The 15,912-nt window shown below is 39.1% G+C and carries 15 protein-coding genes; 8 read left to right on the forward strand and 7 right to left on the reverse strand.

Features of this window, described 5'->3' with window-relative positions:
* Window positions 1-43: 43 nt before the first annotated feature.
* Genes JZO85_RS15800 through JZO85_RS15810 form a run of 3 tightly spaced genes read right to left on the reverse strand, consistent with a single transcriptional unit; the run spans window position 44 to window position 3,851 of the window.
* On the reverse strand, window positions 44-2,329 hold the full coding sequence (locus tag JZO85_RS15800; RefSeq protein ID WP_207109485.1) for a pyruvate formate lyase family protein: 2,286 nt from the start codon (window positions 2,327-2,329) through the stop codon (window positions 44-46).
* A 1-nt stretch (window position 2,330) separates the two neighbouring features.
* Window positions 2,331-3,080, reverse strand: a complete 750-nt coding sequence (locus tag JZO85_RS15805) for an N-acetylmannosamine-6-phosphate 2-epimerase (RefSeq protein WP_207109486.1) — start codon at window positions 3,078-3,080, stop codon at window positions 2,331-2,333.
* 12 nt (window positions 3,081-3,092) lie between these two features.
* Window positions 3,093-3,851 (reverse strand): DeoR family transcriptional regulator, encoded by a 759-nt coding sequence (locus JZO85_RS15810; protein WP_207109487.1) that lies wholly within the window; start codon window positions 3,849-3,851, stop codon window positions 3,093-3,095.
* A gap of 299 nt (window positions 3,852-4,150) precedes the next feature.
* Here JZO85_RS15810 and JZO85_RS15815 point away from each other — a divergent pair, with 299 nt between their 5' ends.
* Complete coding sequence (locus JZO85_RS15815; RefSeq protein ID WP_207109488.1) at window positions 4,151-4,930, forward strand: glycyl-radical enzyme activating protein; 780 nt, start codon at window positions 4,151-4,153, stop codon at window positions 4,928-4,930.
* A gap of 139 nt (window positions 4,931-5,069) precedes the next feature.
* On the opposite strand, the gene treC is transcribed toward JZO85_RS15815, so the two are convergent.
* Entirely contained in the window at window positions 5,070-6,692 is a 1,623-nt protein-coding gene (gene treC, locus JZO85_RS15820; RefSeq protein ID WP_207109489.1) for an alpha,alpha-phosphotrehalase, read from the reverse strand.
* Window positions 6,693-6,707: 15 nt separating this feature from the next.
* Window positions 6,708-8,657, reverse strand: a complete 1,950-nt coding sequence (treP, locus tag JZO85_RS15825) for a PTS system trehalose-specific EIIBC component (RefSeq protein WP_207109490.1) — start codon at window positions 8,655-8,657, stop codon at window positions 6,708-6,710.
* A gap of 327 nt (window positions 8,658-8,984) precedes the next feature.
* Between treP and treR the strand changes: the two genes are divergently transcribed.
* Window positions 8,985-9,707, forward strand: a complete 723-nt coding sequence (treR, locus tag JZO85_RS15830; protein WP_207109491.1) for a trehalose operon repressor — start codon at window positions 8,985-8,987, stop codon at window positions 9,705-9,707.
* 256 nt (window positions 9,708-9,963) lie between these two features.
* Here treR and JZO85_RS15835 read toward each other — a convergent pair whose 3' ends face one another.
* Window positions 9,964-11,451 carry a hypothetical protein gene (locus JZO85_RS15835; RefSeq protein ID WP_207109492.1) on the reverse strand — a complete coding sequence of 496 codons (1,488 nt, stop codon included), beginning with the start codon at window positions 11,449-11,451 and terminating at the stop codon, window positions 9,964-9,966.
* On the reverse strand, window positions 11,435-12,019 hold the full coding sequence (locus JZO85_RS15840; RefSeq protein ID WP_207109493.1) for an RNA polymerase sigma factor: 585 nt from the start codon (window positions 12,017-12,019) through the stop codon (window positions 11,435-11,437). The genes JZO85_RS15835 and JZO85_RS15840 overlap by 17 nt, the downstream gene beginning before the upstream one ends.
* A gap of 1,292 nt (window positions 12,020-13,311) precedes the next feature.
* On the opposite strand from JZO85_RS15840, the gene JZO85_RS15845 reads away from it, so the two are divergent.
* From JZO85_RS15845 to JZO85_RS15870, 6 genes are all read left to right on the forward strand, one after another.
* Window positions 13,312-13,671: a YxeA family protein gene (locus JZO85_RS15845; RefSeq protein WP_207109494.1), complete on the forward strand. Its 360-nt coding sequence runs from the start codon at window positions 13,312-13,314 to the stop codon at window positions 13,669-13,671.
* Between the two features lie 141 nt (window positions 13,672-13,812).
* Entirely contained in the window at window positions 13,813-14,154 is a 342-nt protein-coding gene (locus JZO85_RS15850; protein WP_207109495.1) for a hypothetical protein, read from the forward strand.
* A 96-nt stretch (window positions 14,155-14,250) separates the two neighbouring features.
* The gene (locus JZO85_RS15855) at window positions 14,251-14,424 is read left to right on the forward strand and encodes a hypothetical protein (RefSeq protein WP_207109496.1); all 174 of its coding nucleotides are present in this window, start codon (window positions 14,251-14,253) and stop codon (window positions 14,422-14,424) included.
* Between the two features lie 126 nt (window positions 14,425-14,550).
* Window positions 14,551-14,769: a hypothetical protein gene (locus JZO85_RS15860; protein WP_207109497.1), complete on the forward strand. Its 219-nt coding sequence runs from the start codon at window positions 14,551-14,553 to the stop codon at window positions 14,767-14,769.
* A 194-nt stretch (window positions 14,770-14,963) separates the two neighbouring features.
* Window positions 14,964-15,221, forward strand: coding sequence for a hypothetical protein (locus JZO85_RS15865; RefSeq protein ID WP_207109498.1), 258 nt, complete (start codon window positions 14,964-14,966; stop codon window positions 15,219-15,221).
* 102 nt (window positions 15,222-15,323) lie between these two features.
* Complete coding sequence (locus tag JZO85_RS15870) at window positions 15,324-15,629, forward strand: hypothetical protein (RefSeq protein WP_207109499.1); 306 nt, start codon at window positions 15,324-15,326, stop codon at window positions 15,627-15,629.
* The last annotated feature ends 283 nt before the right edge of the window (window positions 15,630-15,912 follow it).

The raw sequence follows: 15,912 nt of genomic DNA on the forward strand, positions 1-15,912 counted from the left end.
GATAGATAAGAGATAGCAGCGCTATCTCTTATCCTGTTAGTTCTCATTCATCATAAAGGGTTCTGCTTAGCAGCTCATCTTGCACGTCTTTATCTAAATTTACAAAGATGGCACTGAAGCCACTGACTCGGACAATTAGATTCGGGTATTTTTCTGGATGCTTTTGGGCATCTTCCAAAATTCCATGGTCAACGATGGTCACCATCAAGTGGCAGCCGCCTTTTTTAAAATAGGTATTGAATAGATAGTTGATCTTCGTTCGATTCTTGTTGAACATACTAGGTGTAAACTTAATATTCTGGACTGACCCGCCATGATACTTCGCATCAAAGGTGGCCAATGAATTTAGTACGGCTGTTGGTCCGCTTTGTGCCGCTCCGCCTTGAGGGTTATTTGCGGGATTCATGAACTGTCCGGCGTATCTGCCATCCAATGATGCAGAAGTCTCGCGTCCCCATTCCGTATTTGTCTGGTTATTAGAGATGACAATCAGGTAGTATTGCATCCCCTTTGTAATTCCTCTTTCACGGATACCTTTTGCGACAAACTCATAAAAATCATTCGCTAACTCGTCAACCTCAGCGATATCATTTCCATACTTGCCCTGTTCCCAAAGCTCTTCACGAATCGTTTCATAGCCGGAAAAATTATGCTTAGCCGCTTCTACCAACTCTTTAAGCGAATATTTCTTCTCATCATAAACAAGTTTCTTGATTGCATATAAAGCATCGCTGCTATTGATGTTTCCATATGTTTCATTGGTTCCGCCGAGATAACGAATCCCACCATCTAAGATCGCCTTGCCTCTTGAAAGACAGTCATCCATCAAAATACTCGCAAACATGAAGGAAACTTCTCGGTTCATCAATTCATAGCTATAATATTGCGCGTCAGCGGATAGATCGAAGTAATAATCCAACAGGTCTTTGTAGTTGGCATATAAATCGTCAAAAGATTCAAAATTTTCAATCTTTTTAATGTGTACAGGTCCTGATTTTTTGATGCCGTCCATCGGATCGACACCTTCGTTTAGCGTGATAGTCAATAGCTTCAAAAGATTCAATAACGTATTTGGTGTTCCGACACTTTGACCTTGAATCACGAATTCCCCGCAGCCAAACGGTACATATTGCTCCGCGGTTTTACGATCTACACGCATTCCATGCATCACTGCCGGCACGTTCACCTCATCGTTATAAAGCGTTGGGTAGGTTGCCCCTGCACCGATACAGTCATAGGCCAGATCCATGATTTCCTCTGGAGTATCTTTATTAAATCGTAGAGTAAATTGCGGTTCAACATACTTGCAATCTTTCGTGACTTTGATGGCGATTTTGGCAAAAATGTCTGCTGCTTCGGGGTTCTTGCGACCGTAGCCACCAACAATAATCCGACCATTCACTGTGGTACGACGATTTTCAATCAATGTCCATAAGGATTTCAAATACTCATAGGCATCCTCCTCAGTGATGACCCCATTCTCCAAATCATGCTTTAAATAAGGACCTAAATAATCATCTAATCGACCATAATTTATACAACCAGCTAATAAGGCGTATAGCCATAACATTTGAAGCGCTTGATGGAAGGTTTGCGGTTTTTGATACGTAATTACCTTTAAGTCGTTTTCCATCATTTCTAATTGTTTGATTCTTTTTTCTGTCGTTGCCTCAGTTTTAGCCTCATTGACTAATTCTCTTAAATGATCACACACCGTTTGGTAGATGTTGAGGGCATCGATTGAGGCCTGGAGAAACTCAGTAGAGCCCAGCTCTTTTTGCTTTTCGAGAACAAGCTCCTTTAATCCTTCGATGCCGTTATCAAGAAGCTTAGGATAATCCAGCATCATTCCGCTCAAACGCGCTGTTGCCATCAATGGCGCTGTTCCATCAATAAATCGACTAATGATGTTTTCCTGAAGCGCGTCTGCGCAGTACAAAGCCTTTACATCGTGGTTCTCCCAATAGTCATACATGGCGTCCACTCTGGCTTTCTCTTCTTCAGACGCAAGTTCATTTTTGAATTTAGCCAATTTATCAAAAACACAATAGTGACCAACACCACCCAAAGATGTCACACAACCAAACCCAATTGGTAAGAAATCAAGACGACCAGCCACTAAATCCGTGGCTTCAATGCTTCGGAAAAGGGTCGGGTAAATTACCTTTAAGCAGTTGATTTCCCGAACTTCTTTGGAGAGTCCCTCAGAATCTTTATGAGCCTTCGTATAGGCCTCCATGATTTCCAGCTGCTCGACGGGTGTTTTTTCGCTTGGCAATTTGATACTGACTTCAACGTTTTGAACTCCAGCAATGCTTGCCTTTTTCATTTTAATGTTTACTCCTTTCCGCTTCTCGCCAATTATTTTGGTAACCGCTTAATAGATCAGTGAACCGTTTGGTAATATAGTGAGGACGTGTGATGGCGCTGCCTACGACAACTGAATGGGCGCCTAAATATAATACTTTCATTGCATCCTCCGGAGTATAAATGTGCCCTTCCATCATGACAAACGCCTCATCCTTAAAGTCGCGGCACATTTTGGCAAATTCACGGAAATCGGGTCCTTCAATATGCTTCGTCTCTTCTGTGTAGCCATATAAAGTTGGCGCTACGATATCCGCACCGTTATCAATCGCCCAACGAGCTTCATCATAGTTAGAAACATCTGCGAAAATGATCGCTTCGGGAATTTCCTTTTTCACGATCGGCAGCAGATCTCTTGCGATGGTTCCCTCATGTGTGGTCTGAGTTGTACAATCTAGCGCGATGATCTCCGCTCCCGCATCCCAAATCGCCTTGCAAGCTTCTAAAGTTGGTGTAATGAAAACATCCGTATCCTCATGCCAGATTTTCCAAAGACCGATTACTGGAAGATCCACATTATCCTTAATCATTTTGATTTGCTCAGGCATGTTGGCACGTATCGCAACTGCCCCGCCCCATTTTGCGCATTCAGCCATTTTAATCGACATGTCATCCGTGTAAATGGGTTCATCTTTCTGAGTCTGACAAGAGACAATCAGCCCATTTTTTAACGATTCAAGCAATTCACGCTTTTTTGGATCATTTGTTTTCATTACACATTCTCCTTACTCTATCGAGATAATATTTTTATATTTTTTTCCACCTTCAGGCATTTTGTTGGTGATCACTTTTTCAAAGTCATCAAAACTTCCGAAGGTGCTTAAAGCCGTTAAATGAAACTTGGAATCGTCAACTAGTAAATACGCGTGCTTGCTTCTTTTGATAACTGCCTTCTTGATACTGCCAATTTCCATTTCGCTCGTATACACTTCACCAAAATCAATATCGGCTCCATTCGCTCCAATAAAGGATCGATCAAATCGAAACTCCTGCATCTGTTCAATCGTCGATGGCCCATAGCAAATCTCATGTTTTTTACTGTATCGTCCGCCAAGCATATATACTTCTGCATCTAGCTGGTTCAAACGGCTCAACACAAAATAGCTGTTGGTTACGATTTTTATCTTCTTATTGCGCAGAAAAGGAATCATTTGCATGGGGGTCGTCCCGGAATCTAAAAAGATAAGATCTCCGTCCTTAACCTCATTCGCCGCTAGTTCAGCGATCTGCTTCTTTTCTTCTTGATGAACGTTCACTTTTTCAAGTACAGGTCCTTCCGTCAAATCACTGATCGTTTCTTCTAAACCAACTTGAACGACCCCGCCACGTTCACGATCGACCTTTCCTTGCTCTTCTAGAAGCTTCAGATCCCGCTGCACCGTTGATTTTGAAACATTCATTTCCTTGCATAGATCGCTGATGCTGATCATTGGCTGAGATTTCAAGCGTGATAAGATATAGATTTGACGTTCCTTTGCTAACATAAAAAACTCTCCTTTTTTGTCTTTTCTTTCCATTATACAAATCAGCATGAGAGTTTGAAAGCTCAAAGAGTTATTTTGATTCATTTTAAATCATAATACTTCATCCCGAGCTATCCGAAAGAAGTTCTATTGGAACAACTGTTTATTTATCACACCTGTAGTGTAACACCTCACAAACACCATATCAAGTCTTTTTTAATCTTTTTGATTCATTTTGAGTCATTTCGATTCAAAACGTCTTTATTTTTGGATTTGATTCACGTATACTAAGGATAGGTTTAAATGAGGAGGTAGAAATAATGCCGGAGCTACAAGGCTGTATTTTTAATATTCAACGATTTAGTATTCACGACGGTCCTGGTATTCGAACAACGGTCTTTTTTAAAGGATGTCCACTACGCTGCACTTGGTGTTCAAACCCTGAGTCGCAAAACAGATTGCCTGAACCCATTTGGGATAATCAAAAGAAGAGAGAAATCATTACTGGTACATACTATACGGTCGAAGAGGTTATGGCAGTCATACGTAAAGATTTGGACTATTATGAGGAATCTGATGGCGGGGTTACTGTGACTGGCGGCGAAGTCCTAGCTCAAAAAGCATTCGTCCTTGAACTCCTGAAAAAATGCCAAGAAGAAGGGATCCATACTGCCTGCGAGACTGCCGCTTACTCATCAAGCACAGATTTTAAGGAATTAATTGATTGTGTTGATTTATTGATCATGGATATAAAGCATTATTCCGAGGAGCCTCATAAAGCCAAAACAAACGTTTCACTAAAGCCTATCCTAAAAAATTTGGACCAGGCCATTAGCGAGCAAAAGAATATGCTTTTGAGAATCCCGATTATCCCTGCCTATAATGATTCCCTTGAGGATGCCGAAGCTTTTGGGAAGCTTTTACAACTTCATAAGGTTCAAAATGTTGAACTCTTACCCTTTCATCAATTTGGCAAAAGCAAGTATAGATACTTAAATCGAGATTACGAATACGATGGTGTTCCTCAGCTACGGAGGTCAGATCTTATTTCGTTTGCCAGAATCTTAGAAACGTTCGATATTGAATGCTCGATAGCTTAGAATTTTTAATAAACAATCTATTCATTTCCATGGGACTCATTTTGAATCACAATGAGTCCCATGGTCTTTTTTTCATAAAAAAAACTGTGGACACCATCCGTTAAGGATACTGTCCACAGCATTTTCTATAAAGCCTCTTTTAAATATAGATCGCGATCGATTGATACGGCTGAAGCTCGAATCTTTCAACCAGTTTTTCCGTTTCGTAATTGTTGATCAGCACTTCTCCTGACAAAAATTCCTCCGGCAAATCAAGGGTTGCTTTTTGTGAGAAAAAGTTATTAAGAACAAGGAGCGAATGGTTTCCGCAACGTCGAATGTAGCCATAGACCTGTGGATGCTCGGGCAGAAAGGCTTCATAGCTGCCCTCTGAGATTACAGAATACTCTTTTCTTAATCGGATCAAACGTTGGTAATAATTAAAAATCGTTCCCTCTTTTAGTTCTCTTGCCACGTTCAACTCTTTTGCTGATTTCCCTACTGACATCCAAGGGGCAACGTTTGAAAAGCCGCTGAATTCTAAATGATCCCACTGCATCGGTATGCGGGAATTATCACGAGCCTTTGTTTTGATGATCTCGAATGCTTCCTCTTCAGACATTCCTGCTTCAAGCAATTCTTCATAAGCATTCAATGTCTCCACATCAACATATTGATCAATCGATTCAAAGGCCGGATCAAGCATTCCGATTTCTTCTCCCATATAGATGTACGGCGTCCCACGATTCAGATGAATTGCACTTGCTAACATTTTAGCACCAGCCACTCGATAATTTTCGGCATCGATAAAGCGATTCAATGCACGAGGCTGGTCATGATTATTCCAAAAAAGCGCGTTCCAGCCATTTTCTTGACTCATTTTTGTCCCAAAATTGTGGAAGTTTTCTTTTAGCTTGGCAAAATCAAAGGGCATTTTTGTCCATTTTTTCCCATCCATATAATCCACCTTCAGATGATGAAAGTTAAAAGTCATGGTCAGCTCTTCTCGCTCAGGATTCGTATACAGAATGCAATTTTCTGGTGTCGTCGAACTCATTTCACCAACCGTAACGATCTCTTCATCCTCTCCAAATGATGCTTGATTCATCATCCTGATATATTCATGAACGATTGGCTGATCTGTATAAGCTGGCTTTCCATCATTTTCCGCACAATCTTGAAGGACTTCATCCTTGCCAATCAAATTGATCACATCGAAACGAAAGCCTTTGACTCCTTTGCTCATCCAAAAACGTAAAACCTCGAATAGTTCTTCACGTACCGCAGGATTGCGCCAATTCAAATCCGCCTGCGATTGCTCAAAGAGATGTAAATAGTATCTGCCAGTCTCGCCAAAAGGAGCCCAAGCATTCCCACCAAATTTGGATACCCAATCCGTCGGCTCATCCCGCAAAATAAAGTAATCCTGGAATTTCTTTTCTCCAGCCAAAGCCCTTTTGAACCATTCATGCTCGGTAGAAACATGATTGAAGACCATATCTAGCATGATTTCGATTCCGTTGGCTTTCGCTGTTGTCGTCAGCTCTTCGAAATCCTTCATTGTTCCGAACATCGGATGAATCGCCAGATAGTCAGCGACATCATAGCCATTATCTTTTTGCGGGCTTGGATAGATGGGATTTAACCAAATCATATCCACTCCTAGTTGCTTTAGATATGGAATTTTTCTTTTGATTCCCTGCAGGTCTCCTATGCCATCTTGGTTCGTATCCAAAAAGGATTTTGGATAGATCTGATAGATTACTTTCTCTTTAACACTCATTTTGCTCCTCCAACTTTACAATTCTGTTGCTAATAAAATTTTTTCTTCATTTGTTACTTTCGAAGCCGCTTCAATCAATGAATCTACGTGAAACTGTGTCGAGTTTGTCACGATGACCGGCGTTTGAACTTCATAGCCCGCGGCTTTAATAGCTTCCATATCAAATTCCATTAAAATCTGACCTTTTTTCACACTGTCGCCTTGCTTTACATGGCTCGTAAAATGGTTGCCATCTAATTGAACTGTATCGATGCCAATATGAATTAGGACCTCGATTCCTCCCGGACTGACCAGACCTAGCGCATGCTTCGTTGGAAACAGCAGACTAACCTGGCCATCAAATGGAGCCACTACTTTTCCTTCACTAGGCTCGATTACCACCCCTTGCCCCATCATTCCTTCGGAAAAAACAGGATCTTTTGAACTGCTCAATGGGTGTATAACACCTGGGATTGGTGAAAATAATTCTACGATTGTGTCAGTCTTTTCTGACTGATCCCCGCCCAATGTTGGAACAATTTCTTCTTCAATGCGATCAATTTTATTAAAGACACCTGCTCGTCTAAACATTAACGTTAAGAAAAATGGAACCACTATTGCAATAACCATCCCGATTAAAAAGATCAAATAATCCTGAGGACGAATCGATAAAATTCCCGGCAGACCACCGACACCTATTGATAAAGCTCGAACCTTAAATAGTGTGACAAAAAGTCCAGCGATCCCGCTGCCGATCATAGCGGCAATAAACGGATAGGTGTATTTTAAGTTTATTCCAAACATCGCAGGTTCAGTAACACCCAGCCATGCTGAAATAGTCGAAGGAATCGAGACCTGCTCTTCCTTCTTATTCCCGCGGTGAGCAAATACGACAGCTAATACTGAAGCTCCTTGCGCGATGTTTGATAGACAAAGGATTGGCCACAAGTTCGTTGAACCAAAGTCAGCGATCAATTGTGAATCAATTGCTAAGGTTGTATGGTGCAAACCAGTAATCACTAACGGCGAGGTCAACGCTCCTAATACACCGCCAAACAGCCAGCTAAAGCTAGAGGTCAAGCCTGCATTTACCACTGAAGAAATAATGGTGCCTATTTTCCAACCAACTGGTCCTAACACAATATGTGCAGCCAAAATAGTTGGAAGTAAAGAGAAAAATGGCACAAAGATCATCGATACCGCTTCAGGAATATGCTTGCGGAAGAAACGCTCCAAATACACAAACAGAAAGCCTGCTAACATCGCTGGAATCACCTGCGCTTGATAACCGATCTTATCAACGGTGAAAAAGCCAAAGTCCCAAGTCCAGTTCTTCGCAATCTCTGCAGCAGCCGTACTATTTACCGCATAGGCATTCAGTAGCTGCGGCGAAACTAGCGTGATCCCTAATACAATCCCTAAAATTTCAGTTGCTCCCATCTTACGAGCAATACTCCAAGTAATACCTACAGGTAAAAAGTGAAAGATCGCTTCTCCTGGCAGCCATAAAAAGCCATTTACACCATTCCAAAAGGTTGAAGCTTCAACAATTGTTTGTCCATTGAGCCAGCCCATTGGCACAGCTTCCAAAATATTGCGAAACCCTAAAATCAGCCCCCCAACAATAATTGCTGGTAATATCGGAGTAAAAATTTCTGCCAGCATAGTGATCGCCCGTTGAAGTGGATTCTGATTTTGCTTAGCAGCAGCCTTTGCCGCATCCTTGGAAACACCCTTGATTCCTGAAGCAGCCACAAAATCATTGTAAAAAACTGCTACGTCATTTCCGATAATTACCTGAAACTGCCCTGCGTTCGTAAACATTCCTTTGACACTGGGAATATTTTCGATTCGCTTTTCATCTACCTTTTCAGACTCATTCAAAACAAAGCGCATACGTGTTAAGCAGTGTGTGACGGCAGAAATATTTGCCTTACCGCCAACAGCCTCTAATAACTCCCTTGTGTCTTTATCGTACTTCCCCATTGCTTTTCCTCCCAGTATTTTTTCTTGTATAAATAAGTTCATCTGTTGGCATAACTATAAGTTCAACGTCACACAATGTAAACCGCTTACTTTTTTTCGTTTGTTCATAAAATTAGAGCACTTTAATTTATCGATCGTTCTTGGTGATGAAATAGAAAAAACTAGTATGAATCGTCAACACAGGTCTGTGCCTACACATACAGGCTTAGATGAAAATAAGATTTCTCTCATTTTAGTTTTAATGATTCCGTCGAAGGGCACTTTACTTCCAACCTTGTTCCTTTATAATGAATGTACTTAAATGAATATTCAGCGAGGAAAAATGTGATGAGAGTTTATGAGATGATCTACCAATCGATCGAACGAGGAATTTTAAAAGGCGTGTATGAAGCGGGAACCTTCCTGCCCAGTGAAAACAAATTGCAGGAAATTTATCATGCTTCTCGTGATACGATTCGAAAAGCTTTGTCACTTTTGATGGCCAACGGCTATATTCAAAAAATTCAGGGAAAAGGCTCTTTAGTACTGAAACGAGAGCAATTACGATTTCCACTTTCTGGTCTAACAAGCTACAAAGAATTACACAATTCCTACGGCTATAATAGCCATACTGAGGTCATCAGTCTGAAAAAAATTACCATTGATGATAGCCTGTCTCTTGAAACAGGCTTTGAAAAAGGCAATGTTTGTTGGGAACTGCTGCGCGTTCGCGCCATCGACCAAAAAAAAGTTATTTTAGACAAGGATTTGATCCTGACTTCAATCGTCACTGAACTTGATACAGAGATCGCCAAAGATTCTCTCTACAACTATTTTGAAAGCCAATTAGGATTAAATATCGCCTTTGCTGAAAAAGAAATCACTATTGACGCGCTGACTGATGAAGATCACGAGCTTTTAGATCTCAATCAACATGATATCAATATCGTTTCTGTGAAAAGTCGTATCTTTACTAAAAGCGCCTGCCAATTTCAATTTACAGAAAGCCGACATCAAGTAGATAAATTCCGCTTTTTTGACTTTGCGAGACGCCATCACTCAACTATATAGAATTTTTAAAATGAATACATCTGTTTTTTCTTATCCTTAGTTATTTCCTCACTCTGTAAGTTATTTGTAGCTTATAGAGTGAGTTTTTTATGTCTAAAAAAGATAAAATAGGGACCGGCTTTATGCTCCGATCCCTATGAATTGATCGTATTTGAACCATTGGATGGCTGCGTGCAATGCCCACTTGAAGTCATTCTAATAGCTATCTATACGAATCGTAACCACCAAGAAACTGTAGGCTACTTGAAAATTCCAATTACTGAGTCAACTGAACATACCGATTCCCTGGACTAACCGCATTTAAGTTGAAAAATAAGCTGCTATAATCTTCATACGCTACAAGATAACTCGTAGTGAACGTAGCCGTTTCCCCAGGAGCGATTGATTGAGAACTCTCTTCTTCTTCGAATGTATCACCGACGATCTTCCCAACTCCAGTTGGCAATGAATGAGCGGGTGTATTTAACTTGCGATAATTTTCAAATGGGTCTGATGGTACATGATGAATTAGTTCAGTTTCTGTAGGAAGATTTGTAAAATAATTTCCTTGCTTAACTAAACACTCTACTTGGATGGAAGGTGAGTAGTTAATTGTCTCATCAGTAATATTTTTAACCGCCAATTCAACTTCTAGATACTTGGGCTTAATCTCAACATTTCGGATTTTCTTGCTCAAAGTAGTCCTTCCATCCCCAAGAGTATATTCTGTCGCTATGATTGGCAAGAGCTTGCCCTTTTTATCCCATTTTTCTCCAAAAACTCGAGCATATATTCCCATCTTCAATCGCTTATTTAAGATCGACAGCGTTTTTGGCGCAATCGTATCGCTGAGTGTTGCTTTTAATACCGTTATTTCCTCGACAGGCGCATCATAGATATCAATCGTATTGATAGGCTCGTTAAGCTGGACTAGCTCGCTTTTGTTATTGATATCCAACATCAAAGGTTCGATCCCCTCTGAAATTCCTGCAATCCTCTCTTGCTTATCATCTGGGGTCATGTATTCAATGGCGAGTGATGCCTCTTCCTCAGTAGTTACATTTTTTAGGAACAGATGCTCAAGAATCTTTTTAGTATCTTTTTCTGGAATATCGCCGAAGCAGGTCATTTCAACAAACTTATTTTGCTTTTCGAAAAATTTCCTAAAGACTGTTTCTTGAGCTTCACCAAAGTCATCCAGTTTTTCGATCATATAGGCCGAAGAATCTTTTAGCGGAATCTCCTTGAATTCTTTTACATAATCATCAATTACGGTATCCTTTTGATTCAATTCATAAAGGGTGAAGGTTATCCCTCGAGCCTTGATAAAAGCTTCGAGATCTTCTTCTGTTTCAGTAGGCAGATCTTCATAAAAGGACAATTCTTGCAAACTATCATAGCTAGTAAAATACTTTGGCACATAATCGGCCACTAAACGATAATGACCCGTATCCGGCTGCTGAGAGGTTGCCTTGTCGATTTTTGTTGTGAGCTGATAATCTTGCTTTTCAACAGTAAGCGCTCGAAACTTTACTGCGAGGTAGGAACCCACAGGGAAAAAGATCAGTAGAAGCACTGCAATCAGCAGCAGCTTGCGCTTAGAGAAGGCGGCCAAAATAACGGGTTCCTTCTTTTTCATTTGTGTCTTGCGGATCACATTCTCTTTGTTTTCAGCGGAATAGCTGCTGCCGTAGAGTTCTAAAATTTGATCTAGCTCTTCATCGGAAAGCTTGCCTAATGGATGTTCATCATATTTTTTTGCCATTTCTATCCGCTCCTTTATTTAATAAAAACAAAAATTCTGTATCCTGTTCAGCAAAAGCCTGCTGCAGCATTCTCTTTCCGCGATATAGATAATTATTCACTGTCTTTTGCGGAATGCTTAGATCGCTGCTGATCATCGCCGGCGTATTTTCAAAAATATAGCGCTGTAGACAAATCTCCCGCATTGGGTCATTTAAGCTGTTGATCACGTCAAACATCTCATGGATAAACTCGCGATTCTCTTCTGCCATCGGGATATTTTCAAGGGTGAAAGGATCATTCAGCTGATAATCCTTCTGACTTCGCCGAAGCTTGTTAATACTGAGACTCCTTGTGATCAATATTAGATAATTCTTAAATGAACCGCGTTTTGGCTGATACTTCGTCGGTGCCTTCCATATCCGCAAAAAAGCGTCGCTAACAATCTCTTCAATGTCCTGTGGATCATGGTTCTTCCCTAGAATCGATAAGGAAACCACCCAAAGCAGCTTTGAATATCTGTCCATCAATATTTCCAAAGCTTCTTCGTCATGCTGCTCAATTCTTTGCAGCAATTCCAAGTCTTCCAAAAGATCCCTCCTCTTCATTCTTTTTCTCTCACCTATATATACATAGCAAAATGGAAGATATACTAGAAATTTCGTAAAATAATTTTTTACGATACAAACTGCTCTCCAAATCAGTATGACATAGTTGGCTAAACGAAAGGATATTCTTTAAAACTTTCGGGTAGAGCATTCGGTTTCTTTTTAGCGGAAATTGCAGGATAAAAATTAGGTATCATTTGGTTTTGGAGTTCTCCTGCTCTTCGCTAAAATCAAAAAACACCCAAAACTCTTATCCTGAGTTTTGGGTGCGGCTTCTCCAAGTAAATAAAACGACTCGTGAACGTCAGTATTTTTCTTAATGTACAAAATTTTGCAGTTAGGTTCGTTTCGATTGATTCAAGCTGCTTCATAAATTTGATATAGCTCTTTAACCAGATATCGAATAATTGTAAAATAGAATAGAAGATGCAAATTGAAACGGGGCGTGGTTTATGAATAGAGATAAAACTATAGGTATTTCACTGATAACTTTGGTTTTGATCATATGCTTACTATTTTTTAAAGATAGAAATTTATGGCTCTTTCCATTCATTATATGTGTTGTTGCTCCGCTATGTTTTCTATTCTACGACAGATTTATCTGTTCGAAAAAACGGCTTAGCAATTACTTTTACGCACTACCTAGCTTGATTTACTTATGGATTACTTACCAAAATAATATGATCTCCCTTATACCTTGCTTAATTTTGACTTTTCTCTTTTTGATTGCTTTTTTTACAGGAATCAAAGAGTCAGTGAATCAGGCGAAAAAGATGTAGTAGCTGTATTTATTTCGGAAATCATGCACATCGACTTCATAAAAAATTAAAGTAATTTTTCAAACATTTTGAGAAGTGATAACAGCATCCTTTTTTTAATCAAGTAAATTCTCCTCTCTTATTGACACGATAAAACGACATTTTACCCGTTCTAATCCCCTGCTGCTTTTGGTATAATAAAGAGAGAAGGATGTGAGGAACGATGATTAAAAATTATCATGCTTTTTTCAAGTTCTCAGTTATTTTAACCCTATTCTTTTTTACGATTGCAAGTTTTCAAAATAATTCTTTTTTAGAATTTGCTAAAGGTTTGTCCGTAGGTCTCTTGATCGTCAGCGCCTTTTTCAAAAACCGAAATGAACGAATGGATTCCAACACGAACTAGCTCGGCTAGTTCGTTTTTTTGTTCTTACAAAAGCGGTAGCTGGAGTTCATACTTTATGATTTTTCAATCTCAATTATTTTGTATCCTTTTATTCGAAAGGATTGATTGATTTGAAGCAAATACTTAATTTAGTTATCCCTATCTTTTTCTTAATTGGCGGCAGTTGGTTTTGGTACCAAAATAACTACGGAACATCTGACTATTACACGCAAATCACTACTGATGGAAATAGAACAAACATAGGGAGCGGCGGTGGAAGGGACGCTCATTTTCGCTACGAGTACAAGCTAAAAGCATATAACGAAAACGGAGATTCAAAAAACATCGAATTTCATTCCATGAGCGACCGACCTCTAAAAAAACAAGCGTATCTTGTTACTCACGTAAATAATAAAAAAGGCGTAATGGGCTGGGAGGAAGTAAAGTCCGCTGACATTCCTTCGAACGCATTAAAACCATTGGCTCATTGACTTCACTGATTGCTCACTCCTTTTGATTGAACAATCATCAAAAGGAGCTGAGTCACATCTGCTTATTGGCTTTTTTCTTTCATCTTGAGAAATCATCGCTTTTCTATATATGGTATATTGGGATAAAAAAGGAGCATGATAATGGCCTTAACACATGAATTCGGCATCATAGATCATCTTGAAACTTCATATGACGATTACACACCCGAAAAGTATCACTGCATTTCAGTTAATGATGCTAGTATTCAAGCTTTGTTGCCTTCACTGTCTCTAATAAAAACCTATTTTTCCTCTTTAGAACAACCAGACCTTGGCTTAGCCTATTATGGCGTAACCATTATTCCTGTCGACTCTTTATCGGCATTTTTAGATAGTGTTTTGTCTGCTAAAGGCTTGAAACAGGAGAACGATGTGACTGAACTATGTAAACTAATTATTCAAGCCAAAAAAGAGAATAAATGTATGATACATTACGGAATCTAATATTTTGCCGGTGCTTGCGTTACCCCAAACTAACAGCAAATATACTATTTACAATGCCCCGTGTTTTCTTATATAGTAAAGAAAAGGAGGCACATCATGACGATTATTATTAAACCCAATACGCTTTTTTATATCGGAATAATCATTATTGTGCTCAACGCACTCTTTTTTGATTTCAACATCTTTATCAATATCCTGTCATTTGCTCTAATTTTATTTTCTGAGAGCATTTTAAAAGTAATTAACAGCAAGCTTCAAAGCAGTCATTAGCTGATTGCCTTGAAGCTTGCTGTGTAGTATCGGCTGTTATAGTATGAATATCTTCTATTTAGCCAAAAATTTTTCCAGTTACGAAATCAAAAACTTATACCATTAATACCTATAAGGAGGATCAAAATGTTTGATGAAAAGAAAGTGTTATTGCAGTTAAATACTGCTTTTGGTTTGATTGCTGGTATATTAATGATGAACACTATCGCATTAATCGGCTCACTTTTTTTTAATGCTTTCGGAGAATTAAGCTTTTTTATGTGGGCTTTTGTTACTTTCATGGGGTGGGTTGTTACAATAATCCAATTTAAGAAAGCTGATATACAAGTCAAGTGGAAAAAATAAATCAGAGTCATTTACGTAATGGGGCCTGCCTAAGCAGGCTCCGCTTTTTTTTTACCTAACAACCTATATAATAACTCAGCTTCATGATCTGTGAAAGTTCGTCCACCCACTAACCTCTTTTAAGCTACGCTACATTAACAAATCAATTTACTAATCATGTGAAACAATATACAATTTAGGTAGGGGTGGTAAACATGATAACCAAAGACGTTGTTGCTTTTATTATCTGTGCACTTTTCGGTATCTTAGGTGCTTTTAAACTTGCATTATTTGACAAAAGACCTTCCTTACCAGACATGTTAACTGTACTAGCTTTTTCTGGTGGATCACTAGTCTTTTTCTACTACTATTTTGAAGGATTTGAATCCCCATTTGTCCAAGTCGCTTATTTCACAATCATTATTGGAACTGCAATTTTGATGTCAAAATTTAAAACCAAATGGACGAATTAGTCATCCTTTTAGGGTGGCTTTTCTACGCGACAGTCCATCTATTCTGCATTTACAAAGTTATTCCTTAGATTTATCATTAGTTATAAATAGGAGGAATGCATCATGAAGAAAATATGCTTTGTACTAACCGTCAGCTCTGGGATCAACTATATCTCAATATTTGCCGGACCACTTTTCAGAGACAACGATGATTTTAAAGAGTATTTCTCCAAGTATTATGATGTTTCTACTAACTATATTCGAGATAAAGATGCCGTGGACTATTTGGTAGTCCCTAAACCGTTTCCGCCTTTTGTTAATGAAAATCATCTCCCAATAATCGAAGTACCCGCACTCTTATTTATGCAAAAAGATTTTGAAAAAATAAAGACGTATATAGACGATTATTTTTCTAATATCCAAAACTGATAAAGGAGTTCTCATTTTGCCTATACTAATATTCATGGTTTCCTTTTGTATAATCCCATTACACTATTTACTTTATAGATTTGTTTTTAACAGGTTTCATAAAATGAACTTCTTTCTCAAACTAAATTTATCTGCAATCCTCAGCAGCGTTCTTTTCGTAGTGTTTTTAAATTTAGTTTTCGTTTTACCTATAAGTTTGCGAGGCGGCTTTGATTCAGCAGGTGGAGACTTAACGATCCTCCCAGTACTAATAATTTGTATTGATTCGGTCATTTTTCTGCTC

Origin of the sequence: Candidatus Enterococcus murrayae (assembly GCF_017315985.1) — a bacterium.
GTDB classification, from domain to species: Bacteria; Bacillota; Bacilli; order Lactobacillales; family Enterococcaceae; genus Enterococcus_A; species Enterococcus_A murrayae.